The sequence below is a fragment of the Leclercia adecarboxylata genome (genome assembly GCF_006171285.1).
Classification (GTDB): Bacteria; Pseudomonadota; Gammaproteobacteria; order Enterobacterales; family Enterobacteriaceae; genus Enterobacter; species Enterobacter barmai.
In genome coordinates this window covers 4132699-4155419 of sequence record NZ_CP040889.1, presented here as the reverse complement: position 1 = coordinate 4155419, position 22721 = coordinate 4132699, and the positions used below count along the sequence as shown (strand labels likewise).

Here is a 22721-nt window from a genome sequence, read left to right as displayed (position 1 = left end):
ACGCGGAATTATTCGGCGCCTGGCTCTTCTGATTTGTATTTCGCAGCCGTCTCTTTGATCAGCTGTTGCAGTTCGCCACGCTGATACATCTCAATCAGGATGTCGCAACCGCCAACCAGTTCACCGTCAACCCACAGCTGCGGGAAGGTCGGCCAGTTAGCGTATTTTGGCAGCTCAGCGCGGATATCCGGGTTCTGCAGAATATCAACGTAAGCAAAACGTTCGCCACAGGCAGACAGCGCCTGGACCGCCTGAGCGGAGAAACCACAGCTTGGCAGTTTCGGAGAACCTTTCATGTACAGCAGGATCGGGTTTTCAGCGATTTGTTGCTGAATTTTTTCAATAGTAGTGCTCATGTTTTGCTTCCTTTTACTTCTGTTACGGCAATAGTCTGACATTGTAGCGTTTCAGGCCGACTACGGAAAATAACATTTTCGTCACCTTTATGATTTTACCGCGCGTCCTTTAAAGATGCATTCACAACATACCTTATCGCGAGATTAGCTGCGGTTTTGCACAGCTAATGTACAGAATGCCCCTGTGAAATTCTGATATTTTTGCACTTGCTAACGAAACACAGTTTTAGATGCAAAAAGTTTATTAACGTCGGGCCTTTTTATAGATTAGAATCGACGAGTTTTGTAAATCATACGCAGGGTTATTTATATCCTGCGATTACCAGGGGAATGCCCAGTGGCGCGAATAAATAAATTCTCGATCACGCTCTGTGCTTTGCTGTTTTCATCTCTCACCTTCACGCCGGTGGCAAACGCCTCAGAGCAGGCGCGGCCTTCTGCCGCCCATAAAACGCATCTGGCGAAAGCAACCGAACCTAAGAAAAAAAGCAGCACCAGTAAAACCAGCAAAAAAGAGAGCACGAAAAAAAGCACTACCAGCAAAAAGAGCAGCAGCAAAAAAAGTAGCCTCGCTAAAACACAGCCAGCCACCTCCAGCAAGAAAAGCAAAACTTCCTCCCGCAGCGCGACCCGCACCACGCAAACCGCCTCCCGCGTTGTGACAGAAAAATGCACCACCCGTAAAGGACGCAAAACGCAGTGCGTCAAAACCAGCAAAACCACGACCCTTGCTGAAGCGCATAAAGTCCGGGTGCAAAAGGCGCAAAAAACGGCGTTAAATAAACTAATGGGCCAGATTGGTAAACCCTATCGCTGGGGCGGTTCCTCGCCGCGTACCGGTTTCGACTGCAGCGGCCTGGTTTATTACGCCTATAAAGACCTGGTTAAATTCCGTATTCCGCGCACCGCGAACGAAATGTACCACCTGCGTGACGCCTCTCCGGTCGATCGCGGCGAGCTCGAAAGCGGCGATCTGGTGTTCTTCCGCACCCGTGGGCGCGGCACCGCCGACCACGTGGGCGTTTACGTGGGCAACGGCAAATTTATCCAGTCCCCGCGTACCGGCCAGGACATTCAGATCACCTCCCTGAGCGAAGACTACTGGCAGCGCCATTACGTCGGCGCGCGCCGCGTGATGAAGGCCAACACCCTGCGTTAATCTCCCCTACCCCGCTGGCACGCCAGCGGGGTAAGTTCCTCTTTTGCATACCCTTTCAATTTGCTACTCTACCCTTACATTCAATATGGTTATTGAATGGATCACTATAATAAGGAGAGAAGCAATGTCGTTTGAATTACCTGCATTACCGTATGCAAAAGACGCCCTGGCCCCGCATATTTCTGCGGAGACCCTGGAATACCACTACGGCAAACACCACCAGACCTACGTTACCAACCTGAACAACCTTATCGCCGGTACCGCCTTTGAAGGGAAAACCCTGGAAGAGATCGTGCGCAGCTCCGAGGGCGGCGTATTCAACAACGCCGCACAGGTATGGAACCACACCTTCTACTGGCACTGCCTGGCACCACAGGCCGGTGGCGAACCGACCGGTGAACTGGCAGATGCCATCACCGCTACCTTCGGCAGCTTTGCAGAGTTTAAGGCGAAGTTTACCGACGCGGCGGTGAAGAACTTTGGCGCAGGCTGGACCTGGCTGGTAAAAGAGGCGGACGGCAAACTGGCCATCGTTTCTACTTCCAACGCGGGCACGCCGTTGACCAGCAACGCCACCCCGCTGTTAACGGTGGATGTTTGGGAGCACGCGTACTACATCGATTACCGCAATGCGCGCCCGAACTATCTTGAGCACTTCTGGGCGCTGGTAAACTGGGCGTTTGTTGCGAAGAACTTCGCGGCGTAACAAAAAAAGCAGAAGGCCCGGCCTTCTGCTTTTCTGTTTTATTCGGTAGCACACACCGGATCAGGTTGTTTTCTGTCAGCAGTCAGCACCAGCAGAAGCCCCAGCGCCGCAATGATGGCCCCCATCACCGGAACGAAGCTGTAACCCAGTCCGCCCGAGATCACCGCCCCACCGGCCGCCGCCCCCAGCGCATTCCCGAGGTTAAACGCCCCGATATTCACGGAAGAGGATAACCCCGGCGCATCGCTCGCTACACGCATCACGCGCATCTGCAGCGGTGGTACTACCGCAAAGGTCGCCATTCCCCACACCACCATCGCAAATGCCGCGCCCACTTCGTTACGCGCCAGCCACGGGATCGCCAGCATGATGACGATCAGCAGCAGTAAAAACCCCTTCAGGGTGCCGCTCACGGAGCGGTCCGCCAGCTTGCCGCCGAGGAAGTTGCCAAGCGAGAAACCGACGCCAATCAGCACCAGCATCGCGGTGACAAAGGCAGGCGTGGCGTTGTTAATGTCATGCAGGACCGGTGCAATGTAGGTGTAGAGCGTAAACATCGCCCCGGCACCGAGCACGGTAGTCAGCAAGGCCGAGAGCACCTGCGGGCGCATCAGCACCGCCAGCTCTTTGCGCACTTCCGGCTTTTCGCCCGCCCCGCCCGCTGGCAGAGAGAAGAACAGTGCGATCATCGAGACCACGCCGAGCAGCGCGGTTGCGAGGAATGACATGCGCCAGCCGATCGCTTCGCCCATCCAGGTCGCGGCAGGGACGCCGCCGATGTTGGCGATGGTCAGCCCCATAAACATGGTTGCCACGGCGCTGGCCTGTTTGTGCTTCGGCACCACGCTTGCGGCCACCACAGACCCGAGGCCAAAGAAGGCGCCGTGGTTGAGGCTGGTCAGAATGCGCGACAGCAGCAGGGTGGTGTAATCCGGGGAGAGCGCCGAGAGAACGTTACCGACGGTAAAGATCGCCATCAGGAAGATCAGCGCGTTACGGCGACCGCGGTGCGACAGCAGCAGGGTCATCAGCGGCGCCCCCACCATCACGCCGATGGCGTAGGCGCTGATCAGCATGCCTGCCGCGGGAATAGAAACATCCACACCCCGGGCAATCACCGGTAACAGCCCCATCGGGGAAAACTCGGTGGTGCCGATACCAAACGCACCAATGGCCAGGGCCAGCAGCGGAAAATTGATTCTCATACTTCAACTCCAGACACCGTGTCGTCAGGCGACACAGAACAATGAAGGCGAAAGCATGACATCAATCACAAAAAATGAGAAGTTAACAATTTGGCAAAAGATTTTTGCAGGGAGCGTAACAATAAAGGAAGGGAGACGAGGGAGCGGTGACTCCCTCGCGAGGATCAGTGCAGCGCAGCAGTCAGACCGCTTGCTACGATCAGACCCAGAACAATAATGGTGGTAACCAGCGAAAACTTAAGATCGGTACTCATCAATTTTTCTCCTTTTAATCACCCCATGAAGAGTGAGCTTGCTCATTTTTGCACAGTTCAGGGTAAAAATCTTGCGGGAATTAGGTTGATATCCATTTTTACTCTTCCCCTTTTGGTCAAGATCAGACAAAATTCCACGCTAAATTTATTAGCGTACCGGCCATTGACCCCCTCCTGACGTCCTGTGTCGTTTTCCCGGCGTACCGCAATTCAAATTGCGCAATTAGGGCGAGTGAAGGCAAACGTTTACCTATTGGTTTTTCAGGAGCTTAGATATGGTCTGGAGTGACATCTGATGGCAACAATTAAAGACGTAGCGAAACGCGCAAACGTTTCCACTACAACCGTATCACATGTTATTAACAAAACCCGCTTTGTGGCGGAAGAGACGCGTAACAACGTCTGGGCAGCGATCAAAGAGCTGCACTACTCTCCCAGCGCCGTGGCCCGCAGTCTGAAGGTGAATCACACCAAATCGATCGGCCTGCTGGCGACCAGCAGCGAAGCCCCCTACTTCGCAGAAATTATTGAAGCGGTAGAGAAAAACTGCTTCCAGAAAGGCTATACCCTGATCCTCGGCAACGCCTGGAACAGCCTCGAGAAGCAGCGGGCCTACCTGTCAATGATGGCGCAAAAGCGTGTCGACGGCCTGCTGGTGATGTGCTCCGAATATCCGGAGCCCCTGCTGACGATGCTGGAAGAGTATCGCAATATTCCGATGGTGGTGATGGACTGGGGCGAAGCGAAAGCCGACTTCACCGACTCGGTGATCGATAACGCCTTTGAAGGCGGCTATATGGCCGGACGTTATCTGATTGAACGCGGTCACCGCGACATCGGCGTTATTCCGGGGGCGCTGGAGCGCAATACCGGTGCCGGGCGTCTGGCCGGTTTTATGAAAGCGATGGAAGAAGCGTTAATCACGGTGCCGGAAAACTGGATCGTGCAGGGCGACTTTGAGCCAGAGTCCGGCTATCGCGCCATGCAGCAGATCCTCTCCCAGAGCCCGCGTCCGACCGCTATTTTCTGCGGCGGCGACATTATGGCGATGGGCGCCCTGTGCGCCGCCGATGAAATGGGTCTGCGCGTGCCGCAGGACGTTTCGCTGATCGGCTATGATAACGTGCGCAACGCCCGGTTCTTCACCCCGGCGCTGACCACTATCCACCAGCCAAAAGATTCGCTGGGGGAGACGGCCTTCAACATGCTGCTCGACCGTATCGTCAACAAGCGCGAAGAGTCGCAGTCCATTGAAGTGCATCCGCGTTTGATCGAACGCCGCTCCGTCGCCGATGGCCCGTTCCGCGACTACCGCCGTTGATCCCCTCAGGGAGCCAGCACCTCTGGCTCCCGCAGCCACTCCCTGTTCATCGTTTCACTGTCCCCCAGATAATCCAGCAGCCACGCCAGCGCCGGTGACATATCGTTTTGTTGCCAGGTCAGGCAGCAGGCCGCATCCGGGAACGGGTTCTCCAGCGTCAGTTCCACCCATTTGCCGCTGTCGATCCACGGGCGGGCAAAATGCACCGGCACCATCCCCACGCACAGTCCGGCCGAGAGGCAGGTTGCCGCCGACTCCCAGTCCGGGGTGACGATCCGCCGCTGGTTGTCCAGCAGCCAGGTGATGCGTTTTGGCAGCGAGCGGGAGGTGTCTTCCCGCACCAGCGACGGCCAGTTGCGCAGGGTATCATCGCTGAGCGGGTCGGGAAGCGCGGCCAGCGGATGATGGCTCGCCACCACGCAGATCCAGCTCAGCATGCCCATATCGCGAAAAGCGTAGCGTCCCCCCACCGGGATCGCCTGGGTCGCGCCGATGGCCATCTCCACCCTGCCGTCCGCCAGCGCATCCCACACGCCGTTAAAGACCTCCTGGGAGACCCGCAGCTCGACGTCAGAGAAGTGACGGTAAAAATCGACAATCATCTGGCGGGTGCGCTCGGGGCGAACGATGTTGTCCACCGCAATGGAGATGTGCCCGCGCCAGCCGTTGGCGATCTGCTGGCACTGTTCGCGGGTGATCTGCATTTTTTTGATAACAGAGCGCCCCTCCTTCAGAAACCACATGCCGGCCGGGGTGAGCTCCACGTCGCGATGGCGCCGTTCAAACAGCGGCACCGCCAGCCACTCCTCAAGCTGACGCACCGTATAGCTGATCGCCGAGGGAACGCGGTGCAGCTCCTGGGCCGCGCCGCTGAAACTGCCGTTACGCGCCACGGCGTCCACCACTTCAAGGGAATATTCAGACCACATTTTCTGCCTGCAAAAAATTTGAATGCAACCGCCAAATATTAGCGTTTCACAAGCGGGATTGCACTGCCTACACTCAGCGGCTACCTAAACCTGCACCCATAAGGACAATAAAACAATGCAACCCAGGAAAGGATTTTTAGTCTGGCTTGGCGGCCTGAGCGTACTGGGCTTCCTCGCCACCGATATGTATCTGCCTGCCTTCTCGATCATGCAGGAAGATCTGCAAACCCCGGCGGCCGCCATCAGCGCCAGCCTGAGCCTCTTCCTTGCGGGCTTTGCTTTCGCGCAGCTGCTGTGGGGACCGATGTCCGACCGCTTCGGGCGTAAGCCGGTTCTGCTGACCGGTTTAGCCATCTTCGCGCTGGGCTGTCTGGGCATGCTGTGGGTACGCGATGCCACCTGGCTGCTGGTGCTGCGCTTTATCCAGGCGGTAGGCGTCTGCGCGGCGGCGGTCACCTGGCAGGCGCTGGTGACGGACTACTACCCGGCGACGCGGACCAACCGGATTTTCGCCACCATCATGCCGCTGGTGGGGCTGTCACCGGCCCTGGCACCGCTGCTCGGCAGCTGGATCCTCGCCCATTTCAGCTGGCAGGCCATTTTTGCCGTGCTGTTTGCCATCACCCTGGTGCTGATGATCCCGGCCTTTTTCCTGAAACCGGTCGCGGCAAAAGCGGATCGGCCTGAGTCCCGCGTCACCTTCTTCACCCTGCTCCGCTCGCGTGTTTATCGCGGTAACGTGCTGATCTACGCCGCCTGTTCCGCCAGCTTCTTCGCCTGGCTGACCGGCTCGCCGTTTATCCTCAGCGAGATGGGCTACAGCCCGGCAGCGATCGGCCTGAGCTACGTGCCGCAGACCATCGCCTTCCTGATTGGTGGCTACGGCTGTCGCGCTGCGCTGCAAAAATGGCAGGGTCACCAGATGCTGCCGTGGCTGCTGGGCCTGTTTGCGCTCAGCGTGATAGGCACCTGGGCGGTAGGGTTTATTCCGGGCGTGAGCCTGGCGGAGCTGCTGATACCCTTCTGCCTGATGGCGGTGGCGAACGGCGCGATCTACCCTATCGTCGTCGCGCAGGCGCTGCGTCCCTTCCCGCAGGCCACCGGCAGCGCGGCCGCGTTGCAGAACACCCTGCAGCTGGGCCTCTGCTTCCTTGCCAGCCTGCTGGTCTCATGGCTGATTGCCACCCCGCTGCTGACCACCACCAGCGTGATGGTCGCCACCGTGATACTGGCCGCGCTGGGCTACCGGATGCAGTACCTCCCTGCCCGCCAGCAGCATGACGAGATGCAGGCGGAGTCCTCTCGCGCCTGATGGCGTAACTGATTAGGGTGCTAACGATTTTCTGTTGAAGCACCCATTTATCAGGCCTATACTTATTAGCGCATTCTGATAAATACGAAAATTATTAAGTATTAACGGGAGCCGGAGTGCTCCCGTTTTAGCATGGATGGCCTTTCGGCAAGGGTTATCTCCCTTCCTCTGTTCTACGTCGGATATTAGCCTCGCGGGTCACACCGTGAGATTTCTCACAAACCATAAAGAGCGGCTACGCTGTTTAAGGGTTCTGATCACATCATGTGGTGGAGAAGCTATGAGTTCATCGTGTCTGGAAGAAGTCAGCGTTCGCAAAGATAACTGGTACCGGATAATCAATGAAATGCTGAGCCGTGCAGGGATCACCATCAACGGCCCGGCATCCTTCGATTTGCAGGTCAAACACCCCGACTTTTTTAAACGCGTCCTGCAGGAAGGGTCGCTTGGCCTTGGCGAAAGCTATATGGACGGCTGGTGGGAGTGCGAGCGCCTCGATATTTTTTTCAATAACGTCCTGCGGGCGGGCCTGGAGCAGCAACTGCCCAACCACCTGAAGGATACCCTGCGTATTGCCGCTGCCCGCCTGTTCAATCTGCAAAGTAAAAAGCGCGCCTGGATTGTCGGCAAAGAGCATTACGATCTCGGCAACGATCTGTTCAGCCGCATGCTCGACCCGGCCATGCAGTACTCCTGCGGTTACTGGAAACAGGCGACCAGCCTTGAGCAGGCGCAGCAGGATAAACTGCGCCTTATCTGCGAAAAACTGCAGCTGGAACCCGGCATGAGGGTACTGGATATCGGCTGCGGCTGGGGTGGTCTGGCGGAGTTTATGGCACGGCACTATGGCGTCAGCGTGGTGGGCGTTACCATTTCAGCGGAACAGCAGCGCATGGCGCAGGCGCGCTGCGCCAGTCTGGATGTCGCTATTCTGTTGCAGGATTACCGGGATCTCAACGACCAGTTCGATCGCATTGTCTCGGTGGGGATGTTCGAACACGTGGGGCCGAAAAACTACCCGACCTACTTTGAGGTGGTGGATCGCAACCTGAAGCCCGACGGCCTGTTCCTGCTGCACACCATCGGCTCCCGAAAAACCGACCATCGCGTCGATCCCTGGATAGATAAGTACATCTTTCCGAATGGCTGTTTACCGTCAGTACGCCAGATTGCGAATGCCAGCGAACCCCATTTTGTGATGGAGGACTGGCATAACTTTGGCGCTGACTACGATACGACGCTGATGGCCTGGCATGAGCGCTTTATTGCCAGCTGGCCGGAGATCGCCGACAACTATTCTGAACGATTTAAACGGATGTTCAGCTACTATCTGAACGCCTGCGCCGGGGCGTTTCGCGCCCGTGATATTCAGCTGTGGCAGGTGGTATTCAGCCGCGGCGTGGAGCACGGCCTGCGGGTAGCCCGCTAAATAAAATACCCCGGCATGCCGGGGTATTTTATTATCACGCGTCGTTGAGCGTCTGCTGGATGGCGGCGGCCTCTTTTGCCGCCAGCACGCGCTCGACGGTATCCACCACCGCCTGGGTTTGCGGATCGATTTCGATATTCACCCTGTGACCCAGTTTTTTGCTGCCGAGCGTCGTGCGCTGCAGCGTCTCCGGGATCAGGTGCACGCAGAAGCGGGTCGGCGTCACTTCACCGACGGTCAGGCTGATGCCGTCCACGCCAATAAAGCCTTTATAAAGGATGTATTTCATTAATGACGGATCCTGAACCTTAAACCAGATCTGGCGGTTATTTTCCGAAGTCAGGATTTTGGCAATTTCTGCGGTAGTCATAATATGGCCCGACATTAAATGTCCGCCAATTTCGTCGCTGAATTTCGCGGCGCGCTCAACGTTAACAATATCGCCTTCAGCCAGGTCACCAAGATTGGTGATACGCAGCGTCTCTTTCATCAAATCGAAGCTGATCAAGTTACCGTTAATTTCGGTTACCGTCAGGCAACAGCCGTTGTGCGCAACCGATGCCCCGGTCTCCAGCCCATCGAGCATCTCATCCGGCAGGGCGACGACGTGGGTGCGGAAGTTGGGTTTTTCATCAATGGACACCAGCTTCGCGGTGCCCTGCACAATACCAGTAAACATGCTTACGACTCCTGTTTGTTCTTTCGGTGATAACACCGTTTAATCCCACCACAATAACAGTTGAAAAAAGAGGTTGCCAGTACCCACCTTTTCTGGCGATTTTTTCACTAGATAAATAGCTTATCCCCGCTACAATAGCTGGACTTCCCCGCATCTTCTTTTTGCTGTTTTCTCACAGCGACTTTTATTCTTTCAAATAACAACAATATCAAAGGTGTTCACGTGCAGAAGTACATGAGTGAAGCGCGTCAGTTATTAGCTCTGGCAATCCCGGTGATACTCGCGCAAATCGCCCAGACCGCAATGGGATTCGTTGATACCGTAATGGCGGGTGGCTACAGCGCCACCGACATGGCGGCGGTGGCTATCGGCACCTCTATCTGGCTCCCGGCTATTCTCTTCGGCCACGGCCTGCTGCTGGCGCTGACGCCGGTTATCGCCCAGTTGAACGGCTCCGGGCGTCGCGAACGTATCGCCCATCAGATCCGCCAGGGCTTCTGGCTGGCAGGCTTTGTTTCGGTGTTAATCATGATCGTGCTGTGGAACGCCGGCTATATTATTCACGCCATGCACAATATCGATCCGGCCCTGGCGGATACCGCCGTCGGCTATTTACGCGCCCTGCTCTGGGGTACGCCGGGATATTTATTCTTCCAGGTGATGCGTAATCAGTGTGAAGGCCTGGCGAAAACCAAACCGGGCATGGTGATGGGCTTTATCGGCCTGCTGGTCAATATTCCGGTGAACTACATCTTTATTTATGGTCATTTCGGCATGCCGGAACTCGGCGGTGTCGGCTGCGGCGTCGCTACCGCGGCGGTCTACTGGGTGATGTTCTTCGGCATGCTCTCTTACGTGAAGCGCGCCCGCTCGATGCGCGATATCCGCAGCGAGCCGGGTTTCAACAAGCCGGACATGGAGGTGGTGAAACGCCTGGTGCAGCTCGGCCTGCCTATTGCCCTGGCGCTGTTCTTCGAAGTGACGCTGTTCGCCGTGGTCGCGCTGCTGGTCTCACCGCTGGGGATCGTGAACGTGGCCGGGCACCAGATCGCCCTGAACTTCAGCTCGCTGATGTTCGTTCTGCCGCTGTCGCTCGCCGCCGCGGTAACCATTCGCGTGGGCTATCGCCTCGGTCAGGGCTCCACGCTGGAAGCGCAGATCGCGGCCCGCACCGGGATTGGCGTAGGGATCTGCATGGCGGTCTGCACCGCGCTGTTTACCGTCACGCTGCGGGAGCAGATCGCCCTGCTCTATAACGACAACCCGGAGGTGGTGCTCCTCGCCTCCCAGCTGATGATGCTGGCGGCGGTGTATCAGATCTCCGACTCCATCCAGGTGATCGGCAGCGGCGTGCTGCGTGGCTATAAAGATACGCGTTCGATCTTCTTTATTACCTTTATCGCCTACTGGGTGCTGGGCCTGCCGAGCGGTTATATCCTGGCGCTCACCGATCTGGTGGTGGATCGCATGGGCCCGGCCGGTTTCTGGATGGGCTTTATTATCGGCTTAACCTCTGCCGCGATCATGATGATGCTGCGCATGCGGTATTTGCAGCGCCAGCCCTCCAGCGTGATATTGCAACGCGCCGCGCGTTAAATACCCACCAGCCGCCTGCGGGCGGCTACTTTCTCTTCATTTTGCGCGGGAATACAGCAATCGCGTGAAATCTGAAAGAAATTTGCAGTTTGCCTCTTGCCTCGTGCGGCCACTGCCGCTAATATCCGTCCCCGTTGTCACACACAACATTGCGTTCATAGCTCAGTTGGTTAGAGCACCACCTTGACATGGTGGGGGTCGTTGGTTCGAGTCCAATTGAACGCACCATTCTGCGTCCGTAGCTCAGTTGGTTAGAGCACCACCTTGACATGGTGGGGGTCGGTGGTTCGAGTCCACTCGGACGCACCATTTCAGTCCTGAAATGGTGCAACTCCTCTTCTTATCTGATTTATCGCTTTCAGCCTCGTTTCTGAGTTGCTCATCACCCGTTTTCTACCACACTTATCCTGCATGGCATTATTCCCATGGATTCGGTAAAAAACAGCAGGTGGACACAATGAAAAAGATCGCCATTGTCGGGGCTGGCCCCACCGGTATTTATACCCTCTTCTCGCTTCTGAAACTGAACACACCGCTCTGCGTCAACGTCTATGAGCAGGCCGAAGAGGCAGGCGTCGGGATGCCCTACAGCGATGAAGATAACTCGCGCATGATGCTGGCCAATATCGCCAGCATCGAGATCCCGCCCCTGTTTTCGACCTATCTCGAGTGGCTGCGCACCCAGAGCGACGCCCATCTGGCGCGCTACGGCGTGCAAAAATCCGCCCTGCACGACCGGCAGTTCCTGCCGCGTATTCTGCTGGGCCAGTATTTCCGCGATCAGTTCCTGGCGCTTATCGGGCAGGCAAGAAAACAGGGCTTTGAGGTTAACGTCCTCGAGTCCTGTCAGGTCACCGACGTGGAGGCTACGCCTGACGGGGTCAATGTATGGGCCGAGGGTGAAATCGAGCCTGAGCCGTTCGATCTGGCCGTTATCGCCACCGGACACGTCTGGCCTGACGAAGATGCCGCCTCGCGCTCCTTCTTCCCGAGCCCCTGGTCCGGGCTGATGGAGGCCAAAATCCCGGCCTGTAACGTCGGCATTCTTGGCACATCGTTAAGCGGGCTGGATGCGGCGATGGCCGTGGCCATTCAGCATGGCAAGTTTATCGAGACCGATGATGAACAGATTCATTTCCAACTGGATGAGGACAGCGAGACGCTGAAGATTGTGCTGATGTCCCGCTCGGGCATCCTTCCCGAAGCCGATTTTTATTGTCCGATCCCCTATGAGCCGTTAACTATCGCCACGGAACAGGCGATTGACGCGGCCATCGAGCAGGGTTCAGAGGGCTTGCTCGACCGCATCTTTGAACTTGTCGTTGCCGAGCTCAAGCATGCCGATCCCCAGTGGAGTGACGCGGTAGCGTTAGAGACCCTGACGGCCGACACCATTCGCGACGCTTGGTTTGCCGACCGCGAGAAACATGGCCCGTTCCGTTGGGCGGTCTCTAACCTTAATGAAGTGGAACGCAACAAGCGCGACAAACGCACGGTGCCGTGGCGCTATACGATCCTGCGGCTGCACGAGGCCGTTGAGAAGATTGTTCCCCATCTGACGAAAAAGGACCGGGAGCGCTTTAAGGTCGGGCTGGCGCGCGTTTTTATCGACAACTATGCGGCGATCCCGTCTCAGTCCATCCGCCGACTGCTGGCCCTGCGCGAGGCGGGCATCATCAGCATTCTGACGCTGGGTGACGACTATGAGATGGCGGTAAAAGAGGACCGGACGGTGATCGAGGCCCGGGGCGAGGTCGCGTATTTCGATGTCTTTATCGATGCGCGCGGGCAGAAACCGCTCAAGACCAAAGACCTGCCGTTCCCGGTGCTGCGCCACCAGCTGGAATCCGCCGGAGAGGAGATCCCCGACGTGGGGGACGATTACACCCTGCTGGCACCGGAGTATCTGCGCGGGCGCATCGCCTTCGGCGCGCTGCCGTATCTGATGCACGATCGCCCCTTTGTCCAGGGTCTGGTGGTCTGTGCCGAGATCGGCGAGGCGATAGCGAAAGCCGCCGTCCAGCCCGCCTCGCGGGTGCGCAGACGGCTGGAGTTTACGGACGAGTAAACGCGGTTTCGCAGGCGGCGGCCAGCGCCAGCAGCGGGGCTTCATCCGCCGCTGGCGAAAGAATTTCCAGCCCCACCGGAAAGCCGCTCCGCGTTCTGCCGCAGGGCAGCGTGATGGCGGCGAATCCGCTGATTGCTGCAAGCTCCGGCGCGCAGCCGGGGGGCATTTTCTCCAGGCTCTCCGGGATCCGGCTCACCGTCGGGTAAAGAAAACCGTCTAAACGTTCCTGCTCCGCTCGTTGTGCCAGAGCCTGACGCAGCCGACGACGCAGCTGCCGTCCGGCGAGCCATGCCGGAGTTTTCAGCCTGTCGCTGGCGAGCATCTGCGTCAGCAACGGTAAAAACTCTGGCAAAAATCGTCCTGAAGCGACAATCCCCCGCAGATCGCCGGGCGCGCCCGGATGCTGTTTTAGCCAGGCGTCCAACCCCACCCGAAATTCATACAGGCTCAGGCAGGTTGCCACCTCAATTTCCCCCAGGATCGGCAGGTCTGTTTCAACAAGCGTCGCGCCGTGACGCGTCAGCCGCGCAAGGGCGGCGTGCCACACCTCATGCTGCTGAGCATCAACGCCCTCCAGGGCGCGGATTGTTCCAAAGCGCACCCCTTTCAGCGACACCGGCTCAACGGCGCGCGGCCTGTGGCCGTGGAGTATCCCGTGCAGCAGAGCCGCATCCTGCACGCTGTGGACCATCGGTCCCACCGTATCTTTACTCAGGGAGAGCGGCGCAATCCCCTCCATCATGGCCCGGCGCAGGCGGGGTCTTAGCCCCACCAGCCCGGTGTAGCTGCACGGGATGCGGATCGAGCCGCCGGTATCAGTGCCGAGGGCGCCTTCCGCCATACCGGCAGCCACCGCCGCCGCGCTGCCCCCGCTGGAGCCGCCCGCGGTGATGCCCGGAAACAATGGGTGATGCACGTCCCCGCCGAGTGAGCTGCGGGAGCGGACGTCAAAAGCAAACTCGGACATATTGGCCCGGGCCAGAATAATCGCCCCGGCGGCGCGTAATCTTTGCACCACCAGCGCGTCGGTGGTAGGTCGAAGCGCGGCCAGCGCCTCGCACCCTGCCGTGAGCGGTTGTCCGGCGCAGGCAATATTATCTTTGACGATCAGCGGCACGCCGTGCAGGGGCCCCAGCAGCTGGCCGCGACGGCGCAGCGCCTGGCACTGTTCCGCCTCGGCCAGCGCGTCCGGGTTTACCCCAAGTATGGCGTTCAGCTGCGGCTGGGCAGCGATAATCGCCAGCCGCCGGGCTATTTCCTCAACGCAGTCCCTGGGGGGAATCAGCCGTTGTTTTTTCATACCATCCCTTATCATGCCGGAGGCCAGGCCTGCGCCCGGCCTCCCGTCGCCGTTAGTCGCGCAGCCCGGAGGTGATGGCGTCCAGCGCTTCCGGGCGCAGACGGATCTCCGCCGCACGGCGGTGGCCCTGCATCCCCTCGGTACGGCTCTGGCGGATCGCCGGTTCCGCAATGGCGGCGATGCCCTGCTCGTCGATCCACTGATGGGTACAGATTTTAACGTAGGCTCCCACCCACAGCCCGCCGGTGTAGCGCGCCGCCGCCATGGTGGGCAGGGTGTGGTTGGTGCCGCAGCATTTATCCGAGAACACCACGCTGGCGTTCTGGCCGATAAACAGCGAGCCGTAATTGCGAATTTTCGCCGCGGTGCCGTGCGGATCCCGGGTATGGACCTGCAGATGCTCGGTGGCCATGTAATCAGCGAAGGCGATCAGCTGCTCTTCGCTGTCGCACACCACGATCTCCCCCTGGCGACGCCAGGCTTCACCCGCCGTCGCGGCGGTCGGCAGCGTGGTCAGCTGGCGTTCGATCTCGGCCAGGGTTCCCTCGGCAATCGCCCGGCTGGTGGTCGCCAGCCCGACGCGGGTATGAACGTCATGTTCGGCCTGCGCCAGCAGGTCGGCGGCAATAATGCGCGCATCGGCGCTGTCGTCGGCGATGGTGAAGATTTCGCTCGGTCCCGCCAGGGCGTCAATCCCCACCTTGCCGAACACCTGGCGCTTGGCCTCGTTCACAAAGGCGTTGCCCGGCCCGACAATTTTATCCACCGCCGGGACGCTCTCAGTGCCCCAGGCCATCGCCGCCACCGCCTGAGCGCCGCCGATTTTAAAGATGCGATGGGCCCCGGCCAGGTGACAGACCGCAATCATCGACGGGTGCGCCGCGGGCGGCAGGCAGGCGATAATCTGTTCGCATCCGGCCACCGTGGCGGGCACGATGGACATCACCGGCGCGGAGAGGATCGGGTAGCGCCCGCCCGGGACGTAGCAGCCCACCGTCTGGACCGGAATGATCCGGTGCCCCAGATGCACGCCAGGCAGGGTTTCCACCTCCAGCGGCTGCATGGTGGCGAGCTGGGCTTCGGCAAAGCGACGCACCTGAGCGATGGCAAACTCGCTGTCGCGGCGGGTCTGCGGGTCCATCTCGCGCAGCGCGGTTTCGATCTCCTCAGGGGTGACTTCGAACTGCGCCGGGACCACCTTATCAAACTGCTGCGAGAAGTCTCTCAGGGCGGCATCGCCCTCGCCCTTCACGCGCTCGATAATGGCGCTGACCTTATCGGTTAACGATTTGTCGGCCTGCGCGTTCTGCCCCTGGGGACGTTTGATCCAGCTCACCTGGTCCACGATTGACTGTACAGACATTATGCTTCCTCCATTTGACCCAGTTTGATTTGTGCCAGCAGCGCCAGATGATCGTAAATCACCCACTCGTCGACAATTTTGCCGTTGATAATGTGGTAGTGAGACATCCCCATCACGAACAGGCGTTCCCCGGTCGGTTTACCCAGCTCGCCGTAGCCCAGATGATGGCCCTCGATGATCCAGCGAATCGCCACCTTGGTGCCGCCTTCCTCGCACGGATTGGAGCAGATATGCTGCGGCAGCCAGGCGCCATCGGGGATCATGCCGATCAGGGCCAGCGTCTGGTGGGTCACCGACGCCGTGCCGTACAGCTCTTTCATCAGCGGACCGTGCCACTGGACGTTTGGCGCGTACACTTCCTTGATTTTGCCGAGCATGCGGCGGTTGTAGATTTCGTGCATCCAGCGCAGGCACTGCTCTTCGGTGTCGGTATGGGCAATGGAGACATCGCAGACCATCTCCGGCGGATACTGGCCCAGCATGCGGCCGTTTTCGCCGATGTCGGTGACGCGAAAACCCTTGTCGAACTGCTCTTTCGCCATGTTGTAAGCGATTTCGTCGGTGTTCAGCCCCAGCTGCTTCATCAGGGACATGTTGTCGCTCACCACCCACTCACGGTAGATCTTGTTCTCGTGGATCATGCAGTCAGCCACGGTGCGGGTGACAAAGGTGCGGTTGGTCGGTTTGCCAAGGTGGCTGAACTGGGTGTGACGCCCGCTGCCGGTCACCAGGTGCGAGGTATAGAAACCGTCCACGTCGTTACCGTTCCAGATCACCTGCGTTGCCATGCCGCGACGTTCCGGGAAGGCCACCAGACGCTGGAGCGTATCCTGCACCACCTGCTCGCGGGTATAGAGCGTGCCGAGCGCGTTATATAAAACGCAGTTGTGGGTATAGTGGGTGTAAATTAATCCCACGTCGCGTTCATCCCATATTTTATGGGTGCAGCGAACGATATAATCGACAATATCGGTATAACACTCATCGAACCCGCGTAATGATTGCGCGCGGGGACGTTTCTCCGGCACTAAATCAATAAAGTCGCGACGTTCAACCTGTAATACCGGTTCATCACGGGTGGGCTTATTGTTTTTTTCAGGTACGGCTGGTGCTTTATTCGTTGCTTCAGTGGAAGACATATGAACCCCTGCTTCTGTTTTCAGACAATACGATCCCGCACCCGGAATGGATGGAGAATGGAGCCGCAATATTTATTGCGGCGGATTTAAAAACGTTTCAGAGAAAAAATATAACGGAGGCGAACCTCCGCTTAATTCACGATTTGCGACCAGATAGCTAATTCATCAATACCAAGATATTCGCGAATAATTAACCCATCGCGCAGTTCAAGCTGGCTGATACCGGTAATCGACACCGGTTTACGGGTCGGCACGCCAAATTTACCGTAGCCGTCGTGCCAGGTCAGGAGCGACCAGCGCAGGGAGATGCGCACCGGCTCGCCAGGATCCCGACGCACGATCAGGTGGTGCAGCTGCACTTCGCTGTCGGCGAATGACGCCCGGTAGCCCGACAGCAGCGCGGCGATCTCCTGCTCTCCCGTGCCGCTGCAGTGGCCCGGAGCATAGAGGGTGGCGGCAGGATGGTACAGCCCCGGCACGGTGCCGCTGTTGCCCCCGGCCCACATGGTCAGATAGCGCTCCACCACCCCGGCAATCGGCCCCTCAACGTCATCCCCGTCCGGGCCACCCGCCCAGCGGGCGTCGAGCGTTTCTGCGGTGGCAGGGGTAATGCCGAGCTGCTCCTGCATCACCGCCAGATTGCGCGCGAACGCCTGCACGTTTAAGCCGAGCTGGGCGACAATCGCCGCCCGGTCCTGCAGGAGCCACTCCTGGCGCACCGCGCCGTCGGCGCAGATGCGGTCGGCCCAGGTGCGCACCCAGAGGGTTTTGCCGCTGGGGGCACCGAAAAAGCCTTCGCCCATGTGGCGGATGCAGGCGATGGTGCGCTGGGCGGCGTAGTACTCATTGCCTGGATTCTCGGTCGCCAGAATGTCTTCCGTCAGCACGGTGCGCTGGGGAAAGCTGTGCATCGCCTCGAGGGTCAGGCGCATAAACTGCTGCAGGTCGGTCAGTTGCTTTTCCGGGGTGATAAAGACCACCGGCGAGGCGTAAAAGTCGGCGAGCTGGCCGATATCTTTTTGCTCCCAGACCACATGAGTCAGGGTGAGAATAAACTGTTGAATGGAATCGAACTGGGGGCTGAAGCCCGGCAATCTGCTCATTTGTCCTCCTGCGTCTGGAACATGTCATAACCCTCTGCGTCGAGGGCACCCGTATGCGGTCGGCGCGCAGAGTGGCGTACCACCAGCTTGCCCGGCACGGTAATTTGTTCAGGTTCGATAGTGCCGCTGTCGATCTGCTTCATCAGTAACTCCACCGTAGCGCTGACCATCTCTTCAACCGGCTGCGACGCGGAGGTTAGGGCGTAGGAGGCCCAGCCGGACGGGCCGATATCGTCGTATCCCACCACCGAGACATCCTCCGGGATGCGCAGGCCAAACTCGTAGCGCGCCACGTCCATAACGATCACCGCCATATGGTCATTGGCGACAAAAATGGCGTCCGGCGCGGGCGACGTGGAGAAGAGCGCGTAGGCCGCGCGGGCAGTTTCCTGGGCATCGTAGTTGCCGTTCACCACCCGAATATCGTCGATCCCCTGCTCCTGCAGGGCCTGCTGATACCCGCGCTGGCGGGCAATATTCACCGACGAGTCCGCCACGCCGCCCACGTAGGCAAAACGCTTATGCCCTGCCGCCAGTAAAAACTCGGCAATCTGGCGGGAGGCCGCTTCGTTATTGCTGTTGACGCTCGAGGCCATTCCGCTCTCTTCGCTGCGGTTAAACAGCACCACCGGGATCCCGGCGGCCAGGCACTCCTGGGAGAGATCCAGCGACAGCGTGACCGAGGCAAGCACGATGCCGTCCACCCGGTACTGCATGATCTGGTCGAAAATGCGATCCACATTGCCGTCACGATCGCCCACGAACAGCAGCAGGTGATAGTTAAGGGTATCCAGCTTTTGCGCCAGCGCCTCAAGCACCTGCGGGTAAAACTGGTTATCAAAATAGGAGATCACCACCCCGATGATGCGGGATCGGGCCGTGTTGAGCGAGCGGGCGATGGCGTTGGGTCGGTAGCCCAGCTCCCGCGCAGCCTTCAGCACCTTCTCACGCGTTGCCGGTGAGATGCTGGCGCCCGGCGTGAAGGTGCGGGACACCGCCGACTGTGATACTCCCGCCAGCTGTGCCACCTGTTGCGAGGTCACCGCTGTAAAAGTCTTACGTTTCATTACCCGTGTTCCTTATCCCTGACGCTTCCCGAACCGGCGTCTGTGGCAGGTCATTCCCCTGTCACCGCGCCGCAGGAAGCGGGTACTTTTTATACTTACACCATGTTTGCATGCGTATGCAACAGCCTAAATTATTTTTTTCACAATGGTGACAAACGACCTTTACAAAATTGAAACCTTTTCGTAACTTCAATTTTTGAATACGTATGCAGCGCAGTTTTCACACCGTCAATTGTACCGGGCAGATTGGGCAGTATCCAAAAGGATTGAGCCGGTAAACGTTGTACTTGGCTGGTTATAACCCATTAATTCTTAAGAGGTTCACAACCATGTTTCGAGCACTGTTACGCCGACCTGAAGCCCGGCTGTTTTTTATCATCAGCGTGTTGTTTTTTATCTGTATTCACAGCATTGATGCGTTTCTGGCCCCGATGATGATCAATCAGGGGATGGAGCCGCAGGTGATGGGGATCATCATGGGGGCCAGCGGCCTCGCCACCCTGCTGATCCGCTTCCCGCTGGGGATTATTTCCGACGTGGTGAAGAGTCGAAAAATCTTTATCCAGGCCGCGCTGGTGCTGCCGATTATCGCCTGGCCGCTGGCCTGGCTGGAGCCGAATGCCATCACCCTGTACCTGGCCAAAGCGGCTGACGGCGTCACCGCCGCCACCTGGGTGCTCTACAACATCCTGTTTATGCGCTACTTTGACCGCAAAGACGCCCCAGCCGCGGTGGCCTTCCTGGCGCTGGCGGGCCCGCTTGGGGTATTTCTCGGCAACTGCATCGGCGGTCTGTTGATTCACTATTTTGAGAACAACATCGCATTTTTCGTCTCCTGCGTCTCGGCGCTGGTGGCGCTGTTCCTCACCACCCGCATCCGGGATGTGCATGACCCGGTGAAAGCCCCGACCCTGAAAGCCTGTATCGCCGGGGCCCGCCAGCAGTTGGCCGACCGCTCGGTGTGGCTGATTGGTATTCTGGCGACCCTCGTCATCCTGGTGCCTTTTGCCACCCGCGATACGCTGACGCCGATCTACGCCGAGCAGTTAGGCGGGCGTGCCGGGATCTTAACGTTGCTGAGCAACATCCATCTCATCTTCTACGCCCTGGCCATCGCCCTGTGCAGCAGCCTCTTTTACCCGCGCCTGGGGCTGTTGAAGACGGCGGTGCTGGGCATTGTGCTGCAGGTGGTGTCGACCTTTGGCATCCCCTTCACCAGCAATCTGTATGTCATCTATCTGCTGCAGGCGCTGGCCGGCTTCTCCTTCGGGATGGCGTTTGCGGCCTTTATGTCCCTGAGCGTGGTCAACACCACCTCCGATGAGCAATCCACGCGCATGGGTCTGTTCCAGACCATCTACTCCTGCGGGATGTTTGCCGGGCCGGTGATCATGGGGGTGATGATGCAGCACATTAACCTCTCGTCCGGCTATCTGTTTATTGCTGGCCTGTCGGTTGTGGCGGCGATTGTCACCCCGCTCTCCGTGCGCTGGGTGAATAACCGTAAAATGCCTGCGTCTGCGGAATTATCTATTAACGGTCCACTCGCGCCCGCGCGCGACCAGTAATTTTTAAACACCCATACATTTATCCCGGCCTGCCGGGAGGACAGTCATCATCTTAACTATGCGAGGACGATATTGTGGCTTATATGCTTAAAACCAGTAAACCGGTTCAGGAACGTCAGGATGCACAGCGACAAATAAGGGAAACGGTGGAGCTTATTCTGGCGGATATTGAAAAACGCGGAAATAAAGCCATTCGCGAATTATCGGTTAAGTTCGACCGCTACGATCGACAGGATTATCGTCTGAGCGACGCGGAAATTAATGCCTGTATCAATAAACTGAGCCGCCAGGATATTCACGATATCGAATTCGCTCAGGAACAGGTATTTAATTTCGCCCGGGCGCAAAAAGGCTGTCTGCTCGATCTGGAAATTGAAACCCGTCCGGGCGTGATTCTCGGGCATAAAAACATTCCTATTAATGCGGTGGGTTGTTATGTCCCTGGCGGGAAATATCCCCTGCTGGCCTCGGCGCATATGTCGATTATCACCGCCAACGTGGCGGGCTGCTCGCGCATCGTCAGCTGTGCCCCGCCGTTCGGCGGCGAGCCTGCCCCTGCTATTGTGGCGGCGCAAAAAATGGCCGGGGCCACTGAGATCTACGCCTTAGGCGGCATCCAGGCCATCGGCGCGATGGCGCTCGGCACCGATTCGCTGGCTCCGGTGGATATGCTGGTCGGCCCCGGCAACGCCTTTGTGGCGGAGGCCAAACGTCAGCTGTTTGGCCGGGTGGGGATCGATCTCTTTGCCGGTCCGACCGAGACGCTGGTGATTGCCGACGACACCGTGGATGCTGAAATGTGCGCCACCGACCTGCTGGGGCAGGCCGAGCACGGCGTCACCACCCCCGCCATTCTGCTGACCAACTCGATGGCGCTTGCCAAAGAGACGCTGCGGGAGATCGAGCGCCTGCTGGAAAAACTGCCCACCGCCGACATCGCCCGTCAGGCCTGGCACGACTACGGGGAGATCATCGTTTGCGACAGCTACGACGAAATGCTCGCCGAAGCCGACCGCATCGCCTCCGAGCATGTGCAGGTGATGACTAACCGCGACGACTGGTTCCTCGCCAACATGACCAACTTCGGCGCGCTGTTCCTCGGCCCGCGCACCAACGTGGCCTACGGCGACAAGGTGATCGGCACCAACCACACCCTGCCGACGCAAAAAGCGGCGCGCTACACCGGCGGTCTGTGGGTGGGCAAATTCATGAAAACCTGTACCTGGCAGAAGGTGCTCAGCGACGAGGCCACCGCCGAGATCGGCAGCTACTGCTCGCGCCTGTCCCTGCTGGAAGGCTTCGCCGGTCACGCCGAGCAGGCCAATATCCGCGTGCGCCGCTACGGTCAGGTGGAGGTGCCTTACGCCACCCCTGCGCCGGTCAGAGAGAAGGTATAAGCCATGACCTTTCCTCAGATGCCCTCCTTTAGCCTGCACGGCAAGCGTGCCCTGGTGACGGGCGGCTCCAGAGGGCTGGGGTTCGCCTGCGCCGTCGCGCTGGCCCATGCCGGGGCGCAGGTATGGATCGCCGCCCGGGATCGCCAGACGCTGGAGGCGGCCACAACCCTCGCCGCCGAGCGCGATCTGCGCCTGCATCCAGTGGTGCTGGATATCACCGATGTCGCCCAGGTTGAGGCCGTAACCGATGCCCTGCCCGCATTCGATATTCTGGTGAACAGCGCCGGACTGGCACGCCACGAGCCGTTTCTGGCGGTCAGCGAGGCGAACTTCGATGCGGTCATGGCGATCAACCTGCGGGCCACCTTTTTTGTCAGCCAGCGGGTAGCGGCCCGGATGCGCGAGGCGCGCATTGCGGGTTCCATCATCCACATCTCCTCGCAGATGGGCCACGTCGGTGGCCCGAAGCGCAGCGTCTACTGCGCGTCGAAATTTGCGCTGGAAGGGTTAACCAAAGCCATGGCGCTGGAGCTGGGCGAGGACGGGATCCGGGTCAACACCCTCTGCCCGACCTTTATTGAGACGGCGCTAACCGCCTCGTCGCTGGCTGACCCCGACTTTCGCCGCTACGTACTGGAGAACATCAAGCTCGGACGCACCGGCACGGTGGAGGACGTGATGGGTCCGGTGGTGTTTCTCGCCTCCGGTGCCGCAGGGATGATCACCGGCAGCGCGCTGATGGTCGACGGCGGCTGGACCGCAACCTGAGG

20 protein-coding genes and 2 tRNA genes are annotated in these 22721 nt (G+C 58.8%); 12 read left to right on the top strand and 10 right to left on the bottom strand.

Annotated features, from left to right (window positions below; all coding sequences use genetic code 11):
- Positions 1-8 precede the first annotated feature (8 nt).
- The gene (gene grxD / locus FHN83_RS21565) at positions 9-356 is read right to left on the bottom strand and encodes a monothiol glutaredoxin 4 (protein ID WP_032617810.1); all 348 of its coding nucleotides are present in this window, start codon (positions 354-356) and stop codon (positions 9-11) included.
- A gap of 337 nt (positions 357-693) precedes the next feature.
- Between grxD and FHN83_RS21560 the strand changes: the two genes are divergently transcribed.
- Positions 694-1515 carry a C40 family peptidase gene (locus FHN83_RS21560; protein WP_139564878.1) on the top strand — a complete coding sequence of 274 codons (822 nt, stop codon included), beginning with the start codon at positions 694-696 and terminating at the stop codon, positions 1513-1515.
- 124 nt (positions 1516-1639) lie between these two features.
- Complete coding sequence (sodB, locus tag FHN83_RS21555) at positions 1640-2221, top strand: superoxide dismutase [Fe] (protein WP_039029139.1); 582 nt, start codon at positions 1640-1642, stop codon at positions 2219-2221.
- A 38-nt stretch (positions 2222-2259) separates the two neighbouring features.
- On the opposite strand, the gene FHN83_RS21550 is transcribed toward sodB, so the two are convergent.
- Together FHN83_RS21550 and cydH are read right to left on the bottom strand one after the other, a co-directional pair.
- Positions 2260-3426: an MFS transporter gene (locus FHN83_RS21550; protein ID WP_138368827.1), complete on the bottom strand. Its 1167-nt coding sequence runs from the start codon at positions 3424-3426 to the stop codon at positions 2260-2262.
- A gap of 164 nt (positions 3427-3590) precedes the next feature.
- Positions 3591-3680, bottom strand: a complete 90-nt coding sequence (gene cydH, locus FHN83_RS21545) for a cytochrome bd-I accessory subunit CydH (RefSeq protein ID WP_072036634.1) — start codon at positions 3678-3680, stop codon at positions 3591-3593.
- 295 nt (positions 3681-3975) lie between these two features.
- Here cydH and purR point away from each other — a divergent pair, with 295 nt between their 5' ends.
- Positions 3976-5001, top strand: coding sequence for an HTH-type transcriptional repressor PurR (gene purR, locus FHN83_RS21540; protein ID WP_039029137.1), 1026 nt, complete (start codon positions 3976-3978; stop codon positions 4999-5001).
- Between the two features lie 5 nt (positions 5002-5006).
- Here purR and punR read toward each other — a convergent pair whose 3' ends face one another.
- Positions 5007-5930: a DNA-binding transcriptional activator PunR gene (punR, locus tag FHN83_RS21535; RefSeq protein ID WP_139564877.1), complete on the bottom strand. Its 924-nt coding sequence runs from the start codon at positions 5928-5930 to the stop codon at positions 5007-5009.
- 115 nt (positions 5931-6045) lie between these two features.
- Here punR and punC point away from each other — a divergent pair, with 115 nt between their 5' ends.
- Positions 6046-7242 carry a purine nucleoside transporter PunC gene (gene punC / locus FHN83_RS21530; protein WP_139564876.1) on the top strand — a complete coding sequence of 399 codons (1197 nt, stop codon included), beginning with the start codon at positions 6046-6048 and terminating at the stop codon, positions 7240-7242.
- 280 nt (positions 7243-7522) lie between these two features.
- Positions 7523-8671 (top strand): cyclopropane fatty acyl phospholipid synthase, encoded by a 1149-nt coding sequence (gene cfa, locus FHN83_RS21525; RefSeq protein WP_139564875.1) that lies wholly within the window; start codon positions 7523-7525, stop codon positions 8669-8671.
- A gap of 34 nt (positions 8672-8705) precedes the next feature.
- Here the strand turns inward: cfa and FHN83_RS21520 are convergent, their stop codons facing one another.
- The gene (locus tag FHN83_RS21520) at positions 8706-9350 is read right to left on the bottom strand and encodes a riboflavin synthase (protein WP_039029133.1); all 645 of its coding nucleotides are present in this window, start codon (positions 9348-9350) and stop codon (positions 8706-8708) included.
- Positions 9351-9572: 222 nt separating this feature from the next.
- On the opposite strand from FHN83_RS21520, the gene mdtK reads away from it, so the two are divergent.
- The 4 genes from mdtK to FHN83_RS21500 all read left to right on the top strand — a co-directional run bounded on the left by mdtK (position 9573) and on the right by FHN83_RS21500 (position 13014).
- On the top strand, positions 9573-10946 hold the full coding sequence (gene mdtK, locus FHN83_RS21515; protein ID WP_039029132.1) for an MdtK family multidrug efflux MATE transporter: 1374 nt from the start codon (positions 9573-9575) through the stop codon (positions 10944-10946).
- Between the two features lie 151 nt (positions 10947-11097).
- Positions 11098-11174 (top strand) — tRNA-Val (locus tag FHN83_RS21510).
- A gap of 4 nt (positions 11175-11178) precedes the next feature.
- Positions 11179-11255 (top strand) — tRNA-Val (locus FHN83_RS21505).
- A gap of 148 nt (positions 11256-11403) precedes the next feature.
- A complete protein-coding gene (locus FHN83_RS21500) occupies positions 11404-13014 on the top strand; it encodes an FAD-NAD(P)-binding protein (RefSeq protein WP_139564874.1) in 1611 nt (536 codons plus the stop codon).
- Here the strand turns inward: FHN83_RS21500 and FHN83_RS21495 are convergent.
- The 5 genes from FHN83_RS21495 to FHN83_RS21475 form a co-directional block, all read right to left on the bottom strand.
- Entirely contained in the window at positions 13001-14314 is a 1314-nt protein-coding gene (locus tag FHN83_RS21495) for an amidase family protein (protein ID WP_139564873.1), read from the bottom strand. The two genes, FHN83_RS21500 and FHN83_RS21495, sit on opposite strands and share 14 nt — an antisense overlap.
- Positions 14315-14366: 52 nt before the next feature.
- The gene (hisD, locus tag FHN83_RS21490; RefSeq protein ID WP_176556512.1) at positions 14367-15677 is read right to left on the bottom strand and encodes a histidinol dehydrogenase; all 1311 of its coding nucleotides are present in this window, start codon (positions 15675-15677) and stop codon (positions 14367-14369) included.
- On the bottom strand, positions 15677-16816 hold the full coding sequence (locus FHN83_RS21485) for an ester cyclase (RefSeq protein WP_139564872.1): 1140 nt from the start codon (positions 16814-16816) through the stop codon (positions 15677-15679). The genes hisD (FHN83_RS21490) and FHN83_RS21485 overlap by 1 nt, the downstream gene beginning before the upstream one ends.
- Positions 16817-16947: 131 nt before the next feature.
- Positions 16948-17919: a nuclear transport factor 2 family protein gene (locus tag FHN83_RS21480; RefSeq protein WP_138368822.1), complete on the bottom strand. Its 972-nt coding sequence runs from the start codon at positions 17917-17919 to the stop codon at positions 16948-16950.
- Entirely contained in the window at positions 17916-18986 is a 1071-nt protein-coding gene (locus FHN83_RS21475) for a LacI family DNA-binding transcriptional regulator (protein ID WP_139564871.1), read from the bottom strand. Before FHN83_RS21475 ends, FHN83_RS21480 begins: the two co-directional genes overlap by 4 nt.
- Positions 18987-19315: 329 nt before the next feature.
- Between FHN83_RS21475 and FHN83_RS21470 the strand changes: the two genes are divergently transcribed.
- From FHN83_RS21470 to FHN83_RS21460, 3 genes are all read left to right on the top strand, one after another.
- Positions 19316-20554, top strand: a complete 1239-nt coding sequence (locus tag FHN83_RS21470; RefSeq protein ID WP_039029125.1) for an MFS transporter — start codon at positions 19316-19318, stop codon at positions 20552-20554.
- A gap of 74 nt (positions 20555-20628) precedes the next feature.
- Positions 20629-21951, top strand: coding sequence for a histidinol dehydrogenase (gene hisD / locus FHN83_RS21465; RefSeq protein ID WP_139564870.1), 1323 nt, complete (start codon positions 20629-20631; stop codon positions 21949-21951).
- Between the two features lie 3 nt (positions 21952-21954).
- Positions 21955-22719 (top strand): SDR family NAD(P)-dependent oxidoreductase, encoded by a 765-nt coding sequence (locus FHN83_RS21460; RefSeq protein WP_139564869.1) that lies wholly within the window; start codon positions 21955-21957, stop codon positions 22717-22719.
- Positions 22720-22721 lie beyond the last annotated feature (2 nt).

Bases quoted from the DNA above. Each gene is read 5' to 3' on its own strand.
- FHN83_RS21495 (WP_139564873.1), bottom strand. From the start codon at position 14,314: ATGAAAAAACAACGGCTGATTCCCCCCAGGGACTGCGTTGAGGAAATA.
- FHN83_RS21520 (WP_039029133.1), bottom strand. From the start codon at position 9,350: ATGTTTACTGGTATTGTGCAGGGCACCGCGAAGCTGGTGTCCATTGAT.
- FHN83_RS21475 (WP_139564871.1), bottom strand. From the start codon at position 18,986: ATGAAACGTAAGACTTTTACAGCGGTGACCTCGCAACAGGTGGCACAG.
- punR (WP_139564877.1), bottom strand. From the start codon at position 5,930: ATGTGGTCTGAATATTCCCTTGAAGTGGTGGACGCCGTGGCGCGTAAC.
- FHN83_RS21500 (WP_139564874.1), top strand. From the start codon at position 11,404: ATGAAAAAGATCGCCATTGTCGGGGCTGGCCCCACCGGTATTTATACC.
- FHN83_RS21550 (WP_138368827.1), bottom strand. From the start codon at position 3,426: ATGAGAATCAATTTTCCGCTGCTGGCCCTGGCCATTGGTGCGTTTGGT.
- cydH (WP_072036634.1), bottom strand. From the start codon at position 3,680: ATGAGTACCGATCTTAAGTTTTCGCTGGTTACCACCATTATTGTTCTG.
- FHN83_RS21460 (WP_139564869.1), top strand. From the start codon at position 21,955: ATGACCTTTCCTCAGATGCCCTCCTTTAGCCTGCACGGCAAGCGTGCC.
- cfa (WP_139564875.1), top strand. From the start codon at position 7,523: ATGAGTTCATCGTGTCTGGAAGAAGTCAGCGTTCGCAAAGATAACTGG.
- purR (WP_039029137.1), top strand. From the start codon at position 3,976: ATGGCAACAATTAAAGACGTAGCGAAACGCGCAAACGTTTCCACTACA.
- FHN83_RS21470 (WP_039029125.1), top strand. From the start codon at position 19,316: ATGTTTCGAGCACTGTTACGCCGACCTGAAGCCCGGCTGTTTTTTATC.
- hisD (WP_176556512.1), bottom strand. From the start codon at position 15,677: ATGTCTGTACAGTCAATCGTGGACCAGGTGAGCTGGATCAAACGTCCC.
- sodB (WP_039029139.1), top strand. From the start codon at position 1,640: ATGTCGTTTGAATTACCTGCATTACCGTATGCAAAAGACGCCCTGGCC.
- grxD (WP_032617810.1), bottom strand. From the start codon at position 356: ATGAGCACTACTATTGAAAAAATTCAGCAACAAATCGCTGAAAACCCG.
- punC (WP_139564876.1), top strand. From the start codon at position 6,046: ATGCAACCCAGGAAAGGATTTTTAGTCTGGCTTGGCGGCCTGAGCGTA.
- FHN83_RS21480 (WP_138368822.1), bottom strand. From the start codon at position 17,919: ATGAGCAGATTGCCGGGCTTCAGCCCCCAGTTCGATTCCATTCAACAG.
- FHN83_RS21485 (WP_139564872.1), bottom strand. From the start codon at position 16,816: ATGTCTTCCACTGAAGCAACGAATAAAGCACCAGCCGTACCTGAAAAA.